Annotated in this window: 17 protein-coding genes and 1 pseudogene; 10 read left to right on the forward strand and 8 right to left on the reverse strand. The window is 68.7% G+C overall.

Translation table 11 applies throughout. The annotated features are described in order from the left end of the window. Positions 1–107 precede the first annotated feature (107 nt). From FHS13_RS09640 to FHS13_RS09650, 3 genes are all read left to right on the forward strand, one after another. Positions 108–716 (forward strand): methyltransferase family protein, encoded by a 609-nt coding sequence (locus FHS13_RS09640; RefSeq protein ID WP_184290611.1) that lies wholly within the window; start codon positions 108–110, stop codon positions 714–716. 817 nt (positions 717–1,533) lie between these two features. Beyond that, a complete protein-coding gene (locus FHS13_RS09645; protein WP_184290613.1) occupies positions 1,534–2,232 on the forward strand; it encodes a class I SAM-dependent methyltransferase in 699 nt (232 codons plus the stop codon). A 107-nt stretch (positions 2,233–2,339) separates the two neighbouring features. Further along, the gene (locus FHS13_RS09650; RefSeq protein WP_184290615.1) at positions 2,340–2,915 is read left to right on the forward strand and encodes a DUF4334 domain-containing protein; all 576 of its coding nucleotides are present in this window, start codon (positions 2,340–2,342) and stop codon (positions 2,913–2,915) included. 196 nt (positions 2,916–3,111) lie between these two features. Here the strand turns inward: FHS13_RS09650 and FHS13_RS09655 are convergent, their stop codons facing one another. Next, complete coding sequence (locus FHS13_RS09655) at positions 3,112–3,897, reverse strand: MerR family DNA-binding transcriptional regulator (protein ID WP_184290617.1); 786 nt, start codon at positions 3,895–3,897, stop codon at positions 3,112–3,114. A 262-nt stretch (positions 3,898–4,159) separates the two neighbouring features. On the opposite strand from FHS13_RS09655, the gene FHS13_RS09660 reads away from it, so the two are divergent. The 6 genes and pseudogenes from FHS13_RS09660 to FHS13_RS21940 form a co-directional block, all read left to right on the forward strand. Further along, positions 4,160–5,293, forward strand: coding sequence for a serine hydrolase domain-containing protein (locus FHS13_RS09660; protein WP_184290619.1), 1,134 nt, complete (start codon positions 4,160–4,162; stop codon positions 5,291–5,293). A 4-nt stretch (positions 5,294–5,297) separates the two neighbouring features. After that, positions 5,298–5,702 carry an HIT family protein gene (locus FHS13_RS09665; protein ID WP_246405000.1) on the forward strand — a complete coding sequence of 135 codons (405 nt, stop codon included), beginning with the start codon at positions 5,298–5,300 and terminating at the stop codon, positions 5,700–5,702. A 245-nt stretch (positions 5,703–5,947) separates the two neighbouring features. Beyond that, the gene (locus FHS13_RS09670) at positions 5,948–7,195 is read left to right on the forward strand and encodes an MFS transporter (RefSeq protein WP_184290621.1); all 1,248 of its coding nucleotides are present in this window, start codon (positions 5,948–5,950) and stop codon (positions 7,193–7,195) included. 284 nt (positions 7,196–7,479) lie between these two features. Then, on the forward strand, positions 7,480–8,253 hold the full coding sequence (locus FHS13_RS09675; protein WP_246405002.1) for a dienelactone hydrolase family protein: 774 nt from the start codon (positions 7,480–7,482) through the stop codon (positions 8,251–8,253). A gap of 232 nt (positions 8,254–8,485) precedes the next feature. Next, the gene (locus tag FHS13_RS09680) at positions 8,486–8,668 is read left to right on the forward strand and encodes a hypothetical protein (RefSeq protein WP_184290623.1); all 183 of its coding nucleotides are present in this window, start codon (positions 8,486–8,488) and stop codon (positions 8,666–8,668) included. Between the two features lie 138 nt (positions 8,669–8,806). Next, positions 8,807–11,222 (forward strand): annotated as a pseudogene (locus tag FHS13_RS21940) (Tn3 family transposase); the annotation flags it as partial. A 92-nt stretch (positions 11,223–11,314) separates the two neighbouring features. Here the strand turns inward: FHS13_RS21940 and FHS13_RS09690 are convergent. The 7 genes from FHS13_RS09690 to FHS13_RS09720 form a co-directional block, all read right to left on the reverse strand. Continuing rightward, positions 11,315–11,941, reverse strand: coding sequence for a LysE family transporter (locus tag FHS13_RS09690; RefSeq protein ID WP_184290625.1), 627 nt, complete (start codon positions 11,939–11,941; stop codon positions 11,315–11,317). Positions 11,942–11,987: 46 nt separating this feature from the next. After that, positions 11,988–12,941 carry a quinone oxidoreductase family protein gene (locus FHS13_RS09695; protein ID WP_184290627.1) on the reverse strand — a complete coding sequence of 318 codons (954 nt, stop codon included), beginning with the start codon at positions 12,939–12,941 and terminating at the stop codon, positions 11,988–11,990. Positions 12,942–12,949: 8 nt separating this feature from the next. Then, on the reverse strand, positions 12,950–14,041 hold the full coding sequence (locus FHS13_RS09700; RefSeq protein WP_246405011.1) for a pyridoxal-phosphate-dependent aminotransferase family protein: 1,092 nt from the start codon (positions 14,039–14,041) through the stop codon (positions 12,950–12,952). A gap of 68 nt (positions 14,042–14,109) precedes the next feature. Then, the gene (locus FHS13_RS09705) at positions 14,110–14,484 is read right to left on the reverse strand and encodes a cupin domain-containing protein (RefSeq protein WP_184290631.1); all 375 of its coding nucleotides are present in this window, start codon (positions 14,482–14,484) and stop codon (positions 14,110–14,112) included. A gap of 16 nt (positions 14,485–14,500) precedes the next feature. Further along, entirely contained in the window at positions 14,501–15,364 is an 864-nt protein-coding gene (locus tag FHS13_RS09710) for a hypothetical protein (RefSeq protein WP_184290633.1), read from the reverse strand. Between the two features lie 28 nt (positions 15,365–15,392). Beyond that, positions 15,393–16,640 (reverse strand): MFS transporter, encoded by a 1,248-nt coding sequence (locus FHS13_RS09715; RefSeq protein ID WP_184290635.1) that lies wholly within the window; start codon positions 16,638–16,640, stop codon positions 15,393–15,395. Positions 16,641–16,785: 145 nt separating this feature from the next. Next, positions 16,786–17,238 carry a VOC family protein gene (locus FHS13_RS09720; protein WP_184290637.1) on the reverse strand — a complete coding sequence of 151 codons (453 nt, stop codon included), beginning with the start codon at positions 17,236–17,238 and terminating at the stop codon, positions 16,786–16,788. 157 nt (positions 17,239–17,395) lie between these two features. Here FHS13_RS09720 and FHS13_RS09725 point away from each other — a divergent pair, with 157 nt between their 5' ends. Continuing rightward, entirely contained in the window at positions 17,396–18,910 is a 1,515-nt protein-coding gene (locus tag FHS13_RS09725; RefSeq protein ID WP_184290639.1) for an FAD-dependent oxidoreductase, read from the forward strand. Positions 18,911–18,912 lie beyond the last annotated feature (2 nt).

The following is an 18,912-nucleotide window of genomic DNA, read 5'->3' on the forward strand; positions in this document are numbered from 1 at the left end:
GCGATTATATCCCGTTGTGTCGATGGTAGAAGTGCGGAGTCGACCGCACCCCCACCACCCTCCCCCAGGGCAACGCCACCCCAGCCCCTTCGAAGCGGAGATCTTCCATGGCACCGGCCGCACTCGTCCTGTACCTGCTCGGCCTCGTCCTGGCCTTCGGTGTGCGCACCCTGATCGCCTGGCGGCGTACCGGCGACACCGGGTTCCGACGACCGGACACCACCGCCTTCTCCGCCCCTTGGTGGGGCGGCCTGCTCTTCACCTGTGCCCTTGTCCTGGGCCTGACCGCACCGATGGCCGCTCTGCTCGGCCTGAGTACGACCGCTCCGCCACCGGGTGTGGAAAGCGCCGGTCTGGCCCTGATGGTGCTCGGCCTGGTCCTGGTGCTCGTCGCCCAGGCCGAGATGGGCACCTCCTGGCGCATCGGTGTGGACGAGGGAGAGCGCACCGAGCTCATCACACACGGTGTCTTCGCGCTCGTGCGCAACCCTGTCTTCACCGGCATGGGGGTTCTGCTCCTGGGACAGGTGCTCGCCGTGCCCTCGGTGCTGTCCGCCGCGGCGCCGGCGGTGTTCGCCGCCGCCGTGCAGGTGCAGGTCCGCATCATCGAGGAGCCCTACCTTCTACGCACACACGGCGTCGCCTACCGCTCCTACGCCGCCCGCACCGGGCGCTTCCTACCTCTGATGGGCAGGCTGCGTTCCGCACACGGGTAAGAGTCGCCGGTCGCCGCCTGGGCCGACGGCAGACCAACAAAGCAGATCGCGTCGAGCTTGCGGACATCCCGCGGCTTCGGCTTCGAACCGCTGTTGCCCGACATCGCCTTGACCAGCCCCGGCGCCGTCCCGGTGCCCTTGCCGGCACCGGTTTCCGGGTCCTGCTCCACCAGACCCAGTACCCGCGCGCAGCTCAGGCGCCAGGCAGGCCTCGGTCGTGGCGCACCAGGCCCTAGCGGCAGTGCTCAGCGCCGAGCGCACCATCCGCATGGCCGGCCCCGGATCCGGCGGTTCGATGCGTTCGGTGAGCAGTGCTCGGGCACCTCCTCACGCACCCCGCCAGCGCTGTGCCCTCAAAACCACGGCGCACCTACTCGAACCCGGGCGGCATGGCCCTCTCTAATAACGTTTCGTTGGTAACGTTATGTATAAACGTAACTGGTTGCGTTGGTCTACGGGCGTCAAATCGAGCCCTGCAACCTGACCTCCGATAAGTGGGCCTTATCGGAGGTCAGGCGAGAAAGGGGGTCCGCGAGGCCCCCAAGCACCCACGCCGGGCCGCAACGTTATTCACCGCAGGCCACGAGTCCCGAAAACGCGACAGGTACAGCCGCCGATGTACAGATGGGGAGAGAGGCGCCCCGACGGCTCCGGCAGTACCGGCCGCCACCTCCGCAAGGCAGGAAGATCGTCGCTCCGCCGTACACGGCGACATCCGCACACCGTCCACACGGCCTTGGCACACCGGCTCCGGTCTCCGCTACCGTCGTCCCTGTCCCGGCACCACGCCGCAACGCCCCCCGACACCAAGGACTCCATGACAGCCACCGACTACGACGCCTTCGCCCTGTCCTACTCGGCCGACAACGACGTCAACCTCCTGAACAACTACTACGAGCGCCCCGCGATGCTGGAGCTCGCAGGCGACGTCGACGGCCACCGGATACTCGACGTCGGCTGCGGATCGGGCCCCCTCTCCGCCGAGCTGAGCGGCCGAGGCGCCCTGATGACCGGGATCGACTCCAGCGCACGCATGATCGAGCTGGCCAGGAAACGGCTCGGCGACGACGCCGATCTGCACGTCCTCGACATCAGCGGGAAACTCCCCTTTCCCGACGGCCGCTTCGACGACGCCGTGGCATCGCTCGTACTGCACTACCTCGAGGACTGGGAAGGTCCGCTCCGGGAACTGCACCGGGTCCTGCGACCCGGCGGCCGCCTGATCCTGTCGGTGAACCATCCCGCGGCCTACAAACTCGCCAACCCCGGCGCCGACTACTTCGCGACCACGCAGTGGTCGACGCAGCACATCTTCCAGCAGCAGGAAGCCGTTCTGAGGACCTGGCACCGGCCCCTGCACGCGATGGTCGAGGCCTTCACCGAAGCCGGCTTCCGCATCACCCGCATCGACGAACCGCCGGTTGCGGCACACACCCCGCGGGAACTGCTGCCCCCGCATCTGAACGGACGCACCCGCTTCATCGGCTTCCTCTTCTTCGTCCTGAGTACCCGCTGACCGACACCCGGACCCGCACGCGGGCCACGCAGCAGCGCCGGACCTCAGCCGGGCCCGCTTCTGCGATCCTTGACGCAAGCACCGGCGTTTCGACACGAGGTGACGTGATGTCCCCGCACGACCACGAGGCACGACGCAACGAGCTGCGACATCTGCAAGAGCAGCCGAGCAGCGTCCAGGAGGCGCTGGCCTTCTTCGACACCCTGGCATCCGTGCGGGTGGAGGAGCTGCCCGGCCTGTGGAAGGGCTCGGGGCTGGAGACCGGACACCCCTGGGACGGCATGCTCGAGGAGTTCGGCTGGTACGGAAAGCGGTTCGACGACGCGGAACGCGCGCACCCGCTGGTCTTCCGCAACGGCAAGGGCCTGTTCTGCGTCAACCCCTCCCTCGTGCCCCTGGATCTGCTCAGGCGCACCTCGAACATCCTGCGCACACCGCCCCTGGCGAGTACGGCCCGCCGCTCACTGCGACTGCTGCGCACCAGCAGGCCCGCAGCACGGCTGCGGATGGTCGAGTACCGCGGCACGGCCTCCGCGACCATGACCTACGACGCGCTCCCCATCAACGACCACTTCCGCAAGGTGGACGACGACACTCTGGTCGGCGTGATGGACATGCGTGGTGACCGCGCCCCCTTCTTCTTCGTGCTGCGCCGGGACAGGTCCACCGCGGCAACGCCCTGACCGCGCCCGGTACGTCCGAGGCTGCGATCCGGGCCAGGGGGGACACCGGTGCGGGGCCCGGCGCCGAGGGCCCTGCCGCCAAGGCTCGGCGGTCGGTGGAAGAACCGCTCTTCTCCTTCGGAGAAGAGCGCCCCGGGCGGGTCGGGTCACAGCTCCGGACACGGTGGATCGTCCGGGGCCGACCCGCAGTCGGCCGTCAAGGGTCTGGGACGGGCACACCCGCAGAGCGGAGTTCGGCCTGGATCAGAGCGTTGAGCCGGGCCCAGACCGGCGACCGGTCTTCCCGGTGGTGGTCGACCAGCCCGTACCGGGTGGCGGTGTCGGGCCCGATCCTGAAACCTGCCGGCAGTGCCAGCAGTTCGCGATCGGCCAGCAGGTTGGCGGCAATGGCTCTGGCGAGTTCCTCGATCTGCGGGTCGTCGGGTTCCCAGGAGGCCGCTGCCACGCTGCGCTTGATCAGGTCGACGTACTCGGGGTCGTCCAGCCGCTGTTCGAGGCTGGTCAGGAAATGATCCAGGCCCTCCGGCAACAGCGCACGGAACAGCACCAGGGCCTCGCGTTGACCGGCCACGTAGTCGGGGCTGAAACCGAGCTCGGTCATCCGGTCCAGGACCGCGAGGGCGCGATCGGGCAACAGGGCCCGGTCGTCGGCGAGCCGGTGCAGCGCGTCCCGCCGAGCGACCAGATCCGTGATCCGATCGGTCAGACGCCGTTCGACGTCGGCGAGGGCGGCGGCGAACTGCTCGGGGCCGGCGCCGAGCAGGGACGCGATCTCCGACAGCGGTACACCGGCGGTGGCCAGTGTCCGAACCTGGACCAGCCGCAGCAGATCGTCCGATCCGTACCGCCGGTAGCCGGAGCTGTCACGTCGTGGTTCGGCGAGCAGACCGAGCCGGTGGTAGTGCCGCACGGTCTTGACCGTGACACCCGCGAACGCCGCCGCCTGCCCGATCGTGATACCGCCGACCCGGTTCCTCGTCACCGTCTCGACCCGACCGCGTGATCGCCGTCGGGAGCCGTGCTCCGAGCCGCGTCCGAAGATCTCCTTGAGCAGGGCGGGTTCGCTGTAGTCACATGGCGAGTGTGCACCCTGCCCCAGGGGCAGGGTCAACCCGCCCGGCTTCGGAGCGAAGGGTTGCGCACGGTCCCGTTGTCCAACACGTCGCCCTTCGGCAAGGAGCCACCGAAGTGGCGCGAAAACCGAGGGTTGACCTTGACCCGAGGGCAGGGTCGACGCTCAGGTCATGAGCGAAACGAACAGTGCCGACCGAGACGATGCCGCTACTGGCGGGCAGGGCCGCCCCGAACTGCAGAAGGCCGTCCAGGAGATCGTCGACTCGGGTTTCTCCGGGATGCAGCTGCGGGTGAACGATCGGGGCCGGGAGTGGGTCGGCAGCGCCGGGGTGCGCAAGCTGGGGGAGACCGCCGAGCCTCCGATCGACGGGCACTTCCGGATCGGCAGCACGACCAAGACCCTGGTCGCGACCGTGGTGCTGCGACTCGTGGCCGAGAACAGGCTCGGGCTGGACGACCCGGTGGCCGCCTTCCTGCCCGGGTTCGGGCTCGACGGGCGGATCACGGTGCGGATGCTGCTGCAGCACACCAGCGGAATCTTCAACTTCACCGGCGAGTTCGACCCTGACGGGACCCTCCTGCCGGGGATCCCGGTGCAGGGCCAGGAGTACGTGGACAACCTGTCCCGCACCTACCAGCCGCAGGAGCTGGTCCTGCTGGCGCTGTCCGAGCCGGCCCGGTTCGAACCGGGAACGGACTGGAGCTACTCCAACACCAACTACGTGCTGGCCAAGCTGCTGATCGAGGAAGTCACCGGCTGCTCGCTCGCCTCCGAGATGCGGCGGTTGGTCCTGGAGCCGCTGGGGATGTCGAACACCGTGGTGCCGGACGCCTCGCCGGAGATCCCCGAGCCGCACGCCCACGGCTACTACCGCTACGAGGACGCCGGCCGGTCGAAGCTGGCCGACGTCACCCGCATGAACCCCTCGTGGGTGTCCAGCGCCGGTGACATGATCTCGACCACCAGGGATCTCCACACGTTCGTTTCCGCACTCATGGGAGGCGAGCTCCTGCCGGCCCCACTGCTGGCCGAGATGTGTACACCCCACCCCAAGAGCGGCGACTTCCGCTACGGCCTGGGTCTGTTCGTCGAGGACACCGACTGCGGGGGCACGGTCGTCCACCACAACGGCGGCTTCGCCGGTTGGGCGGCACTGATGTACAGCACACCCGACGGCAGCACGACCCTCACCGCATCGCTGACCACCGGGGACACCGAGTTCGACTTCGGTGCCATGGCCCAGGTGTTCGAGAAGGCGAAGCAGCGGCTTGTCACGGAGGTCTTCTGCAACAGGCCCACATGACGGCTTGAGCGCCCCTGCTCTGAGCCCCGTCTGCTCCGATGACCTGGTGCCGGCGTTCATGGACCTATATCCCGTCACGCCGGGGCACGTGCTGGTGGGTCTGGGCGAGATCGGTGACGAACTCGGCGGACGGCTGTGGAGCGTGGCCCGCCGCGTGGGAGACGCCCTGTGCAGGAACACCCTGGACACAGGGGACGCGGACACAACCACCGGCGGGTCGATGCGCTGCGAGGGCGTCAACCTGTTCCTGGCCGACGGCGAGGCTGCCGGCCAGGAGATCTTCCACGCGCACCTGCACGTCTTTCCGCGCTATGAGGGTGATGCCTTCTCGGTGCATGCCCTGTGGCAGGAGGCCCCGCGCACCGAACTCGACGGCCACGCGGCCAGGCTGCGCGCCCTTCTGTCCTGACCGAGGGGAGGACCGGTAGGAGCCGTTGATCCAGCATTGCCCGTGAACCCCGTCCGCCGGTCACGGTATGTGACCGGTGGAGACACAGTGGTGCCACCTTCCTCCGATCTGCGTGGAGACCTGTGCGGTGGCCCTGCCGTGGGACCCCAACGCTTGAGCGATGACCGGTGCGAGAACCTGGAGCACGGGCCGGCGCCGAGCAGCGGCCCGCCTCACCCTCCCCGACAGCAAGGTCTCCTCCTGCCATGAACACCACCGCAACCGCAATCGCACCCCATCCCGCGCAACGGCGCATCCTGACCGTGCTGGTCACCGCCCAGATCCTCAGCGGCGCCGGACTGGCCGCCGGGATCACCGTGGGCGCCCTGCTGGCCCAGGACATGCTCGGCGGCGCCGGGTGGGCCGGCCTGCCCAGCGCCTTGTTCACCATCGGTTCGGCCGCAGCCGCGGCCCTGATCGGACGCACCTCCCAACGCCTGGGGCGGCGCACCGGGCTGACCGCCGGATACACCGCCGGGGCCTTGGGGGCCGTGGGCGTCGTCGCTGCAGCCGCAGCCGACAACGTCGTGCTGCTGTTCGCGTCCCTCTTCGTCTACGGGGCGGGCACCGCCACCAACCTTCAGGCCCGCTACGCCGGAGCCGACCTGGCCGTTCCCCGGCACCGGGGCCGGGCCCTGAGCACCGTCATGGTCGCCACCACCCTGGGCGCGGTCGCGGGACCCAACCTGGTCACTCCGCTGGGGAACCTGGCCCGCGCGGTGGGGGTACCCGAGCTGGCCGGTCCCTTCCTGCTGGCAGCCGCCGCCTACGCCTCGGCCGCCCTGGTACTGGGACTCGCGTTGCGTCCGGACCCGCTCACCACCGCCCGCGCCCGCGCCGCCGCAGATACCCCCGCGAGTGCAGTGAGCGCTGACGGCGGGGCCGCGGACACGCGGATGCTGTTCCTGGGCACTGTGGTGATGGTCCTGGCTCAGCTCGTCATGGTCGCCATCATGACCATGACCCCTGTCCACATGACCGGCCACGGCCACTCCGTGGGCGCCGCCGGACTGGTGATCGCCGTGCACGTGGGCGCGATGTATCTGCCCTCTCCGCTCAGCGGCCTGCTCGTCGACCGTTGGGGCCGCCTGCCGGTGGCCGCCGCCTCCGGGATCACTCTGCTGGCTTCCGGGCTGCTGGCCGCCCTGGCCCCACCCCATTCGGTGGGACTGCTGGCCCTGGCACTCGCTCTGCTGGGCCTGGGCTGGAGTTTCGGCATCGTGTCGGGGACCGCGATCATCACCGATGCCGCACCGCCGGCCACCCGTGCACGTACCCAGGGGCTGGTGGATGTGGCCATTGCGGTGGCCGGAGCCGGTGGAGGTCTGGCCTCGGGGATGGTCGTGGCCGCCGGGAGCTATGCCCTGCTGTCCCTGCTCGGCGGGCTGCTCGCTCTGGCGGTCCTGCCCGCCATCGCCTGGTCCGCCCGTCCGCTGCCTGTCACCGGGAGTTGACCGACCCGCAGGTAGGAACGGCCCTCGCCTCTCCCTGTCGGTTTTTGCGCGGGGTTCGGGAAGACCGTTGCGCGGTCCGGTGCGGAGGCCTCCCGGTCCTCGGCAGGCGCGAAAACCGCCGGCCGATCGCTGCGGCCCTTGCCAGCCTTCTCGTGACCGTGGAAGAGACCGAGGAGGTGGTACCCGTGAACGCAGTATCGACATGGGTGCTCCCCTGCGGGGTCACGGTCGGGCGATAGGTCGTCCGGGAGCGCCGTTCACACGCACTCCCGAAGGACACGACCATGCACTTCACCTTTGAACAGCAGCTCGATGGCGGCGTCCTCGAGCGCACCTTCATTCTCGGCGATGTCCCCGGCATCCTGTGGGCACCCGCTCCGGGGTCGGCACCGGCACCACTGGTCCTGCTCGGCCACCCCGGCGGCTTGCGCGGAATGTACCCCCGCCTTGTGGACTGGGCCCGGCGGTGCGCGGCGGACGGCTTTGCCGCGGCCGCCGTCGAGCTCCCCTGGAGCGGTGGCAGGCCCCGGTCGGGCGAGGCCGAACAGGCCCGCGCCGACCTGCGCCGGGTGCTGGCGGCAGGCGGGCGTCCAAGTGACGACATCATCGACCGGCTGGTTCTCCCCGTGGTGGAGGAGGCGGTCCCGGAGGGGCAGGCTGCTCTGGACGCCCTCCTTGCGCTGCCCGGGATCGGCGGCCCCGTCGGCTACTCGGGTGGGATCGTCGCCGTCGGTGTCCGGCTCGCGGTGGTCGAACCGCGCATCGCCGCCGCTGTCCTCTTCGCCGGCAGCTTCGTACCCCGCTTCGTGTTCGACGAGGCCCGCCGGGTCACCATCCCGCTGCACATGCTGTTGCAGTGGGACGACGAGGGCAACGACAGGCAGTCGGCCCTGGAACTGTTCGACGCCTTCGGGTCCCGGGAAAAGGCACTCAACGCCAACATGGGCGGGCACACCGGCGTCCCGGTTCCTCGCCCGGCACCTGAGGTGAATCCGGGCCGCCGGGGCGGTGTCCGCTCCGGGGTGGACGGCACCGAGACGACCGCGCACAGTACATGACCCCAGGTCCCGGCTCGGACTTGAGGTGCAACAGCCGGTCGAGATTCCGGCGACCGTACCGGGGGAGCCGTCCTCCGGTACGGCCCCGGCCTGCCTCGGCAGGCACGGGCCGCTCCCCCGGAAGTTTCCCGCCGTCGCACGGATCCGCCCACCGGTCGACGTATGCGAGGCCATCGTCCGGGGGTGGCATCTCGGCCTCGGCCGACGCCCCCGGGAGCGGTAGGCTCCCGGAATGAACGACGACGAGTGGAATGACATCATCCTTTCGGTGAAGCAGGGCGATTCCGGTCCCTGGATGTGTCCTGAGTGCGACGAGTACACCGTCGAGCTGGGGCAGCGGTTCGAGCAGGGCGAGGTGGTGGAGCACGCACTGCTCTGCCTCGCCTGCGAGGCAGAGGTCGTTGCGCCCGCCTGAACTCGCCCGTCCGAGGACGCGGCGCCTCTACCGGGCATCACCTGGTGGTCGCTCGCCGGTGACCTCCATCGAGCGCACTGCCTACCAGTTCAAGAAGCTGACCTCCGCGCGGATGCTGCACGTGTCCTTCACCCCTAACGCCGACGAGATCGGATGGGCGAGGAGGGCCAAGCCCGCCTTCACGCCCTGGTGGCGATGGCCGAGGACGGGTACTCGATGTTCAACCGGCTCAAGAAACCCGCCAAGCGCGCCACCTGGTCGCGGTTCAAGGCCCAGGCCGCCTACATGGCCGAGGTGGACGCGATCGGTGACACCCACGCCTGGCTGGAGGGGGTGGCACCGACCAAGGTCACCGATTTCGCCGGGGAGGCCGCTGCTCAGGACGCCGACACGCTCTCGCGCTACGACCCCGTCAAGCGCTTGGCGTTGGTGGTGTGCCTGGTGCACACCGCCCGAATGCGCACACGCGATGACCTGACGCAGATGCTGTGCAAGCGGGTGGCGGCCAACACCAAGAAGGCCAAGGACGAACTGGAGGAGATCCGCCACCGCCAGCGCGCGGTGAACGAGCACCTGATCGGCACCTACCGCGGAGTGCTGGAACGTTTGGACCCCAACGCCCCGGAGGCCGTGGAACAGGCGGGCGAGTTCGCCGCCCAGTTCGCCGACATCGAGGAGGTGTCTGCCTTCCACGGCGACAACTACGAGGTGCTGGTGCACCGCTTCTTCAAAAAGGACCGGGCGGTGATGTTCGACCTGGTGGGCCACCTGGAATTGAAGGCGACCTCCTCAGATGGCTCGGTGCTGGTGGCGTTGGAGCACGCCCGCGAGTACGCGGCCAAGCGGCGCGACTTCATCCCCCTACCGCCGCCGACCGAGGAGGATGATCCGGGGTCGGGCATCGGCTTCGCCTCGGGCAACTGGCGGCGCGTGGTGTGCGATCGCAGGTACCCGGGCATGGTGGAGCGGCGCACCGGAGACATCGCCGTCGTCGGATCCGGCGAGTATGCCGACTGGTCGGAGCACCTGCTGTCGTGCTCCGAGTGCGAGCAGCGGTTGGCGGCGTTCTGCGCGAAAGTCGGCCTGCCGAAGACCGCTGAAGGGTTCGTCGACCACCTCAAGCACCAGCACCTGGACGCCTCCATGGAGCTGGAGTCGGGCTATGCCGACAACACCGACCTGTTCATCGATGACGGGGTACCCCGGCTGCGCAGGCGCCGTGTGCCCGGTGCTCCGCAGGCGGCGGAGAAGCTGTTCGAGGCGATCGAGGCGCGCATGCCTGAGCGGTCGCTGCTGGGAATCGCAGCGCGTACCGCCTACTGGCTGGGCTGGCACCACTGCTTCGGCCCTGCCTCTGGGGCGGACCTCAAGATTCGGGACGTGTTGGGCCGCTATGCGTTGGCGGTGTTCACCGGCGGCATCAACCTCGGCCCTTACGAGGCGGCCAAGCACATCGCCGGGGTCTCGGCCCGGGAACTGTCGATGGTGCGTAACCGCCACATCGACCTGGCCAAGCTCAACGCGGCGATCGCGGCGGTGGTCAACGCCTTCAACGGCCTGGACGTGGTCAAGGCTTGGGGGGACGGCACCTCGGTGGCGGCGGACGGTACGTAGGTGGCTACCTACGTCGACAACCTGCTCGCCGAGACCTCGATCCGCTACGGCGGGGGGCGGGATCGCCTACCACTACGTCTCCGACACCTACGTCCCGCTGTTCCCCCGGTTCATCCCCTGCGGGGTGTGGGAGGCGATCCACCTGATCGAGGGGTTGCTGTCCAACGACTCCAAGGTGCAGCCCTCCACCGTGCACGCCGATACCCAGGGCCAGTCGGCGCCGGTGTTCACCCTGGCCACGCTGTTCGGGTTCGACCTGATGCCCCAGATCCGCAACTTCAAGGACCTGACCTTCTTCCGTGCCTCGGATCAGGTGCTCTACCCCAGCACCGATGAGCTGTACGGGGAACGGGGCCGAGGCGTCATCGACTGGAAACTGATCGAGCGGCACTGGCGCGACCTGATGCAGGTCGCCATCTCCATCAGCCAGGGACGACTGTCCTCAGCGACGCTGATGCGCCGGCTGCGCTCCAACTCGCGCAAGAACCGCATCTACAAGGTGTTCCGCGAGGTCGGCCGGTCGGTGCGCACCGTGGCTCTGCTGCGCTTTCTGGCCGACCCCCAGTTACGGGCGCGCATCATGGCGGCCACCAACAAGGTCGAGTCCTACAACGCCTTCTCGGCGTGGCTGCGGTTCGGCAACAACGGGATCCTGGCCGACAACGACCCCGACGAGCAGAAAAAGCTCATCAAGCTCAACACGTTGCTGGCCAACCTGGTCATCTTCCACAACGCCCTGGACATCGCCGAGGTGGTGCGCGGCCTGATCGCCGAGGGATGGACCATCACCGTCGAGGAGATCGCCGCACTGTCCCCCTACATCCGCGCCCACATCACCCGGTTCGGCGCCTACGCCACCGACGTCCTCGGAATCGAACCGGAGGCGTTCAACCCCGCCTTGGACGAGATCGACTTCACCGTCCTGGATCTGGCTGCCTAAGCGGCAACCGCTTTGCCGAGGAGGAGTTCGCAGATGGTGCAGCGCTTCGCTGGTCCTGCGGGGCACGCCTGTTCTTGTCGGCTATAACGATGTCACGGAGCCAGGACCCGCCAAGCCAGGACGGCGGCGAACAGCAAAAGCCCGATCGCCGCTGCCATGTCCACCCCACGATGAAAGCGAGGGTCGGTGAAGCGCCCCAACACGGACGCGGCCAGGGACAGCAGCGCGAACCAGGTGAAGGTCCCCGCGCCCACACCGGCCAGCATGGTCCACGGGGTGAGGGAACCCATGTCGGGTGTGGCCGAGGAGACGGCGGCGAAGACCGCCGCCCAGGCCAGGATCGTCAGTGGATTGCTCGCTGTCGCGGCCAGCCCTACCACAAACGCCGCCCGGGGCGAGGTGAGTTCTCGGTTGGTCTGCTGCTCCGTCGGTCGGGACAGGGCGCTGCGCAGGGCGCGCAACGCCAGCAGCACCAGGACCAGCACGCCGAGTATCCCGACCACTGTCCCTAGGGCTTCCCAGGTGGTCAGTAGGGCGGCCACTCCTGCGATGCCCAGGAGGGCGTATCCAGCATCGACCAGGGCCGCCCCCGCACCGATGGCCAACCCCAACGCGATGCCGCCACGCAGAACACTGCGCAGGCACAGCAGCCAGATCGGGCCGACTTGGGCGGCGACCATAAATCCGAAGCCGAAGCCAGTGACCAAAGCGGTCGTCACGATTCCGATCCCTTTCTAAGGGAGGAGAACGAGTGAACGTCGATGCTCAGTCGAGGCCCACATCGACGATGGTCTTTCCGATGGCATCCCGTCGGCGTTCGGGTTTCAGCACTGCGGGAAGTGCGCTCAGGGATACCCGGTCACTCACGGGGATTCGCATGTTCCCATCCGCTAGTGCGCGCAAGGCGTCACTGATACCGGAGCGGACCTCGTCATGTCCTTCCATGACGCCTCCGTAACCCAGCGCCCGGATGTTCCTGCGGTAGAAGGATCGCACATCGAGCTCGGTCTGCGCTGCGGATGAGGCCCCGTAGATGACGAGGGTGCCGTATGGGGCCAAGAGTTGGGTGGCGGCCGTGGTGTAGTTTCCGCCGAGCGGGTCGAGCACCACGTTCACTCCCAAGTCCTTCGTGGCCATGATCAGCTCTTCCGGTGAGCGGGCGATCACGGTCTTGGCACCCATCTCGGCCACTGCTTCGGCCTTGTTCGGGTCACCGGTCTGACCCCAAACCGTCGCTCCTGCGCTCAGGGCGAGCGACGTCGCGGCCGTGCCCACGCCCCCCGTCGCACCCAGGACCAGGACGCGGTCTTCGGCCGTGACTTCGGCGAGCTCGTACACCACGCGGATCGCGGTCCGGCCGCATACGGCCGCGCAGGCCGCCTGGACCGGATCGACGCCTTCGGGTACCCGGATAAGCGAACCACTCGGAACGACGGCTCGCTGGCTCCAGATACCGTCACGGGACAGACCAACGCCGTGGCCGTGAACCACGAACAGATCGTCACCCCAGCGTCCAACCCCTTCCACACCCAGTGTGCGAGGCACAGGGGCCTCACCGGCCACCTGCCCGGCGAGCACATAGGTGTCCAAAGGGTTGATCGATGCATACATCATGTCGATCACGACTTCATCGGCCGCCGGGGGTCCCTGCTTGGTTTCCTCGACACGAAGGACACGGTCGGGGCCGGTCAGGCGTGCGGCTCGGACGGTCTCTGCCATGGTCTTCCTCAGCGGTTCGGGGGAGAGAGCAGTCGGCGGAGCACGCCAACGGTCCTCTCGATGTCCTGTTCGTCGACGTTGCCAAGGTGACCGATGCGAAAGGTCTCCCCGGCCGCGCTCGGATGGGTGCCTGCTTGGAGGAGCACACCGAGCTCGGCGGCACCACGGAGCAGTTCTCCGGCGGTCAGGTGGGGCGGAGCGCGGTAGACACTCACCCCGTTGGCACGGTCGCCGTCTGCGGCGACGAAGTTGCGCAAACCTTCTGTTTCCAGGGCCGATCGCAGTCGCAGCGCCAGGCGTCTGTGTCTGTGCACGCGTTCGGTACCCTCCTGAACGACCAGTTCCAACCCCTGGGTCAGAGCGCCGATCAGGTTTCCGGGGAGCGTCTGGTGGTAGACGAAGCGTGCCTCCAAAGCGGCACGCATCACCGGGAGCCAATCACGAAGGTCCAGGCTGAAGTGTCGCGGTGTCCACACTCGTGATGCGAGCACGTCCACGGCCCGGGGTCCGAGTGAGGCGAGGTAGAGACCGGCGGGGACTCCCAATGCCTTGGGAGTGGAGGTGAGGTAGGCGTCTACCCCCCATGTTTCTTGGTGCACGGACTCCGCTCCGGCTGCGGACACCCCGTCCACCAGCACCAGCGCGCCGTGTTCCTTGGCGACCTGGGCCAAGTCATCGATTCTGGCTCGCACGCCACTGCTGGAATCGACATGGGTGATGAGCAGGGCCTGGTGCTGCTCTGCCCCCAAGAGCTGATCGATCTCTCCTGGATCAGGTGGGTATCCCGGCTCGGAGGTGTGCACATGCACCGGAAGGCCGAGTTTGACGCAGATATCGCGCCAGCGGTTGCCCCACATCCCCGTGGACACCACCAGCACGGGCGTTTGCGGTGCGAGGAGACTAGCGGCCACGCTCTCCATTCCCGCCGTTCCCGTCCCGGGGAGTACAAAGGGGACGGCTGCGGGAGCATCGAGGAGCTGCCTGGTCAGCAGCAGTGCTCGTTGCAGGTCCTGCACGGACGCCGGCGCGTCGATGGGGCCCGCAACCTGCGCCAGACGGCGTAGGACCGAGGGGTGGGGCCGAGTGGGTCCTACCACCATGGGCAAAGGATCAGGGTGAGGACTCGAACCGGAGTCATCAGAAGCGGTAACGGTACTCGAAACGTCCCTCACTCGTCGCTCGCCCACTCCACGTAGTCCTCCCGATAGGGGGTGAAGATGTCGAGTGCCACGGACTTCTCCAGCGCCCACACCTGGTGTTCCACGCCTCCCTTGACGACGAAGCTGTCTCCAGGACCGGCTTCGAAGGTCTGGTCTCCGGCAACAACACGGATGTGCCCTGAGACCAGATAGGCAAGCTGTTCGTGCGGGTGGCTGTGACGGGGAAAGACCGACCCCTTTTCCATCACGTGCTCGACGAGCATGAGCTTGTCGTTATGGGCGAGAACCCTGCGGGCCAGGTCCGGAAACGCGGTGCGCGGCTCGACATCGGCCGAAGCCACGATGACCACGTCGTCGGTTCGGGGGGACGCGTGCTGGGACATAGACGTGCTCCTTGGCCTATCGGGTGGGACGAACGTAGAGGGGAAGAGGGGTGATGTCGGCGTTCAAGGTTCCGGCCGCCGCCTCGGTGGTGGGGAAGTGGGCGCGATCGAAGACCTGGTGGAGACTGGAGGTGCATCCGCTGGGGACCGCGACCACCACCCCGGTCTCGTCACTGAAGGACTCCGCGCTGATGAACCGGTAGCTCTCTCGCGGCGCCAGGGCGATCCTCGTCCACCCCGTGTCGGGGTTGTCCCTGCGGACACGGCGGTGGAACACTTCCTGCGGCCTGTCGCTGGTGTTCTCCACCTGGACGTGAACGGCGCGGATGTCCCCGTACCAGTCGAAGTGGGCCGAGTCATAGGTTTCGTGCGCGGGGAGTTCGTCCAACGGGGCCTGGGCCGCCACGGGATTCGGTACGCGCTTGATGTGCGCGTCGAGTCCACACCCCGAGCACCTGCCGTCCGGCGTGACCCCGACCAGTTGCGCGTTCAGGCCGTACCGGGTGATCTGGAGCAGCCCGCAACCGCGACACCAGGTGTTGGTGGATTCAGTGTCGTAGACGTTACCGAGGTAGACGTGCTCCAAGCCCATGTCCAGGGCCACACGACGTGCGTGCTCCAACCGTTCCACCGGCGTGCGGATGGTGTCCCTCATCTTGTAGTCGGGGTGGAACCTCACGAAGTGAGTGGGAACCTCCGGCCCGAGGCGTGCACCAACGAACCTGGCCATGTCCCTGGCGTTCTGCTCACTGTCGCTCAGATCCGTCACCATGAGCGTGGAGACCTCGACGTGACGCCCTGCGCGGTAGACCTGCTCCGTCGCTTCGAGCACCGGCTCGATCCACCCCTTGGTGATCTTCCGGTAGTACTTCGGATCCATCGATTTGATCGACACCGACCGGTACGCGTCAGCCGGTCTTCCCCTCGTGCTCGGGCGGCCGAGCCCGGTGGTTCGGTACCGCCGCGCGCAAGGGGCGCGCGAACAGGGCCGCCATCCCGGCCACCCCCGCCCCGGCACCCCACACCACCAGCAGGAAGGTCACGGAGCGGGCCTGTGCGATCAGGCCGATCAGCGGGTTGGCCCACAGCAGCGGCAGCCACTGGGCGAGGGTCACCACCGCCTGGGCCCGCCCGACCACTTCCCGAGGGCAGGCGAGCAGGAACAGAGGGCCGGCATGGGTGGAGAAGACACCGGTACCCAACCCCACGACCAGGGACATCAGGCACAAGGCCGCGGGCCCCGGAGCGGCCGCGGTGGCCGCGATCCCCGCAGCGGCGGTGATCATCCCCCAAGCCGCGACCGCTCCGGCACGTGAGGCGGTTCCGCGCCACAGCACCAACGCGGTCACGCAGGCCATACCGGCGCCGAAGGAACCCGCCGCCGCTCCCGTGGCCACCGCGTCCCAGCCCCGCGCGGCGGAGACCACCGGCACCACGAGCGGGGAGAAGGGGATGACGAACATGGCGAAGGCCCCCGTGAGCAGCACGACCGCACGCAGCAGCGGCGTACCGAACACGACCGCCACCCCCTGCCGGACCTGGCGGTTCAGGCCGCGCCCCGGACCGGTGGAGGACGCGGACCGCGCCCGGGAGCGCACCCAGCACAGTACGATCACCGTCACCAGGTAGCACGCGGCCCCGGCGCCGTAGAGGGAGGGAAGCCCGAGCACGGTGATCGCGGCCCCACCCAGCGGCGGACCGCACAGAACAGAGCCGTGGAGGAGCACCTGCCGGGCCGCCATGGCGCGCCCCAGGGCGGTGGAGGACACCAGCAGCTTGGGGACCGACGCCGACGCCGGGATGTCGACCGCGTCGACCGTGCCCAGCGCCAGGGCGATCACGATCATGGCGACGGCGCCGGGGCCGGTCCCGGACATGACCACCGCACCCGTGAGCGCCACGGCGCACAGGACCGTGTTCGCGACCGCCATGACGGGCAGGGCACCGACCCGGTCGCTCAGCGCACCCCCGTGCAAGGTCAGCAGCACGCGGGGCACCACCTGTGCCGAGAGCACCGCCGCGGCCGTACCGGGACCGGAAAGGGCCGCGTGCCACACGAGCCCGAACACCAGCATCTGGGTACCGAGCGCGCTCGCCCCGGTCCCGGCCAACCAGATCCAGTAGAGCCGCGGAGGCCGGTGTTCGCTCGCAACCATGGACGCGACCTCCGTTCGGCCCAGGACGCTAGCGCGCGCCTACGACAGAACAGGCTCCATCCCATGGAGACACCCGGGTGCGGCAGACCACCGGGACCACCGGGGGACTGCTCCCAGCAGAAACCGCCCCGGGAGAGCGGTGCCTCTAGGAGACGCAGAACTCGTTGCCCTCGGGGTCGAGCATGACCCACCAGTGCCCGGCAGGGCCCTTGTCGACCTCGCGTACCCGCACGGCCCCCAGCCCCTCCATGCGGGACACCAGCTCGACCAGGCCGCCCGGTTCGCTGTGGACGTCGATGTGCAGTCGGTTCTTGACCGTCTTGCCCTCGGGTACGTCCTGGAAGAGGAGCCGCCGGCCCAGGCCGACACCGCTGATGCGGTCGAAGGGGTCGTCGGGGTGGCGGACCGCGGCGAAGCCGCGGAAGTACGTGCGGCCGCGGTGCTCGACCACCGCTTCCTTGCCGATGTGGCCCTCGGTCAGCAGCTGCTCGATGAGGGCGCCGGGATCCTCCACCTCGTAGCCCAGGGCCTGGGCCCAGAAGTCCGCGATCGCGGGCGCGTCGGTGCTGTCGATGACGAGTTTCCAACCCAATGCCATGCAACCAGTATTAATGGTTACAGGTGTTGCCACAAGACCCGACCCGCCCGCGCCCCAGCCTTGACGGTAACGGGACCTGACCTTGGGTAGTGGCTCGACCACCATCACAAGAGCACCCCGGGCACACCCCGGAGCGGATCCACCGGAAAGGGCACAGATGCGACACCAGAGCGTGTGGGCACCGGCAGAGGACAGGCCCGCCTTCCCCACCCTGCAGCAGGACCTGGAGGTCGACGTCGCGGTGGTGGGCGGCGGCCTGGTCGGCATGACCACCGCACTACTGGCGCAGTCCGCCGGCATCGGCACCGTCGCACTGATCGAGGCCGGCCGCCTGGGCCGGGGCACCACGGAGAAGACCACCGGCAAGGTCACCTCCCAGCACGGCCTCACCTATGCGCAGCTGATCGACCGCCACGGACCGGAAGCGGCCCGCATGTACGCCGACGCCAACCAGGCCGGCATGGAACTGGTCGCCGCACTGACCCGCGACTGCCGCATCGACTGCGACCTCACCCGCGCCCCCTCCCTCGCCTACACCCGCGACCCCGCCCGCCGCCGGGAACTGGAAGAAGAGGTCGACGCGGCCCGCAGCCTGGGGCTGCCGGCAACCCTGACCGAGACCAGTGCCCTGCCCTTCGACATCGAGGCCGCCGTACGCTTCGACCACCAGCTGCACCTGCACCCGGGCCGCTACGCGGCAGGACTGGCCGCGGCACTGCTCAGAACCGGAACCGGCGTCTTCGAGAACACCCGCGTCTCGGAGATCGACGAACAGCGCGACGGCACCGTCCTCATCCGCACCCCGCAGGCGACCGTACGCGCCGGTGCCGCGGTCGTGGCGACCCTGCTGCCGATCAACACCATCGGAGGCTACTTCGCCAAGACCCGCCCCACCCGCTCCTTCGGCCTGGCGGCCCGCCTGCGCCACCCCGCCCCCCAGGAGATGGCGCTCTCGGTCGACTCCCCCGGCAGATCCACACGCCCCTGGGCCGACCGTGGCCCCCGCGGACTGGTCGTCGTGGGCGGCGGCCACGAGACCGGAACCGGACAGGACACCCGGCACCTGTTCGAGGAACTGGAGCAATGGACCAGGACCACCTTCGACGTGGAGGAGATCGAGTACCGCTGGTCCGGCCAGGACTACACCACACCCGACCAGGTGCCCTACATCGGCCGCTCCCCCATGAGCGACCGGATCCTGGTGGCGACGGGCTTCAGGAAATGGGGCCTGAGCAACGGATCCGCCGCCGCCCTCATCCTCACCGACCTCCTGGCCGGACGCGACAACGCCTGGCTGCCGGTGTTCGACGCCACCCGCATCGGGGACGCCAAGGCCGTGGCCAAGCTCGTCAAGGACAACCTCAAGGTCGGGGCCGACCTCGCCGGCGGGCACCTGGCCCGGCTGCTCCCCCACCACTCCCACCACCTGGAGCCCGGCCAGGGCGCGCTGATCGACGTCGACGGCGACCCCGTCGGCGCCTACCGCGACCCCGACGGCACACTGCACGCCGTCACACCCACCTGCACCCACATGGGCTGCCGACTGGCATGGAACCCGGCCGAGACCAGCTGGGACTGCGCCTGCCACGGGTCGCGCTTCGACCCCGACGGGCGCATCCTCAACGGCCCGGCGGTCGAACCCCTGCCCACCGTCGACACCGACGGCGACTGAGG

The organism is Nocardiopsis algeriensis, assembly GCF_014203695.1.
GTDB lineage: Bacteria > Actinomycetota > Actinomycetes > Streptosporangiales > Streptosporangiaceae > Nocardiopsis > Nocardiopsis algeriensis.